This is a genomic window from Kitasatospora sp. NPDC093558 (genome assembly GCF_040683475.1).
GTDB lineage: Bacteria > Actinomycetota > Actinomycetes > Streptomycetales > Streptomycetaceae > Kitasatospora.
The window spans coordinates 1-1,531 of record NZ_JBFBDY010001113.1; the positions used below are offsets into that span (position 1 = coordinate 1).

Below are 1,531 nucleotides of genomic sequence, written 5' to 3' on the forward strand. Positions count from 1 at the left end.
GGCGTCCTGTCGGCGGGCGCGAACCCGCGCGGCATGCAGGGCTACGCCGTGGGCAGGTGACGCGGCGGGGGCGACGGGCGGCAGTGACGGGCCGTGAGAGAGGGGTGGCGGGCCGTGAGAGAGGGGTGGTGGGGTGGTGAACCGGGGGCGGGGTGCGGGCCGTTCCAGTTGGAGAGAGTCCGGTGCATCGCCGTCCCCCGGCCCGCCGTCACGGGTCGCCCACGGCCGGACTCGCCGCCCCGCGCGCCCGCGTCCTCTCCCCCCTTGCCGGGCGCCGCGGGGCGGCCCTCGTGGCCCATGAAACCCACCAAGGAGAAGCACACGATGAAGCACGTACGCCGCGCGGCCGCGGTCACTGGTGGCGCGGTCGCCGTCCTGGCGCTGGCCGGTACCGGCACCGCCTACGCGTGGAAGCCGAGCGACGCGACCCTGACCGCCGGCTGCCGCCCCGACGCCCGCCACGTCGAGCTCGTCCTCGGCAACAACTACACGTCCGCCGGCGACTACACCCTCAGCCTGATCGGCGGCACCGAGGAGTACCACGGCACCGTCGACGGCCGGGGCACCGTCAAGGTCACGGTGAGCTACTCGGGCAACGGCGACCAGTGGCGCTACTCCCTCGCGGACACCCACATCGAGAAGAAGATCGCCGACGTGCCGCTCTGCCCGTCCGGCACCCCGACGGCCACCCGGACGCCGAGCGTGCCGTCGACCCCGAGCCCGAGCCAGACGCCCACCCGGACGCCGAGCCAGATGCCGAGCCGGACGCCGAGCGTGCCGTCGACCCCGACCGGGACCCCGACCCAGCCCGCGACGCGTACCCCGGCCCCGAGCGGCAGCCCGTCGGCGAGCACCCCGGCGACGGCCGCACCGGCTCCCTCCGGTACGCCGTCCGCCTCCGCCTCCGCCTCGGCCTCCGCTTCCGCGAGCGCCGCGCCCGCCCTCGCCCAGACCGGTGGCAGCGGCAGCACCACCCTCGCCGTGGCCGGCGCCGCCACCCTCGCCGCCGGCGCGGGCCTCGTCGTGGCCGGCCGCAAGGCCGCCGCCCGCCGCAAGGCCTGACGGCAGGTCCGGGGAGGGACGAGGATGTTCGTCGACGGAGCTTGGCGGATCACGGTGGTCGGCAAGGACGCCGACTTCGACCAGCGGGCCGTGGTCCGCACCCCGTACGGCACCCTCGTGCTGGTCGGCCGGGTGTGGGAGTCCCTCGCCGTCGACGCCGACACGTGGGAAATGCGCCTGGAGCACCTGTGGCCCGGGCGCGGCTGGCGCCCGGACGCCGAGGTCGTGCCCGGGCCCGTGACCACCACGGCCGGCCGGCGCACCCGGCAGGTCCGCGCGACGGACTGCCACTGGCCCGACCACCCGCGGCCGAGCGTGCCGCGCAACCTCGTGCTGCGCCTGGACGCGCTCGACGCGGACGAGCCGCAGGCACCGGCCGCGCGGCCGGCGGAGGCGATCGGGCCGGCCTCGGCGCCGCCGATCCGGACCGGCTCCGGGCCGGTGCCCGGCGTCCGGTCGGCAGGGGTGG

The 1,531-nt window shown here is 77.4% G+C and carries 1 protein-coding gene and 1 pseudogene; both read left to right on the forward strand.

Translation table 11 applies throughout. The features are described 5' to 3' along the window. The first annotated feature begins 324 nt into the window (after positions 1-324). Entirely contained in the window at positions 325-1,062 is a 738-nt protein-coding gene (locus AB0O00_RS38965; RefSeq protein WP_363659410.1) for an LPXTG cell wall anchor domain-containing protein, read from the forward strand. A 24-nt stretch (positions 1,063-1,086) separates the two neighbouring features. Next, positions 1,087-1,531: pseudogene (locus AB0O00_RS38970) on the forward strand (hypothetical protein); the annotation flags it as partial.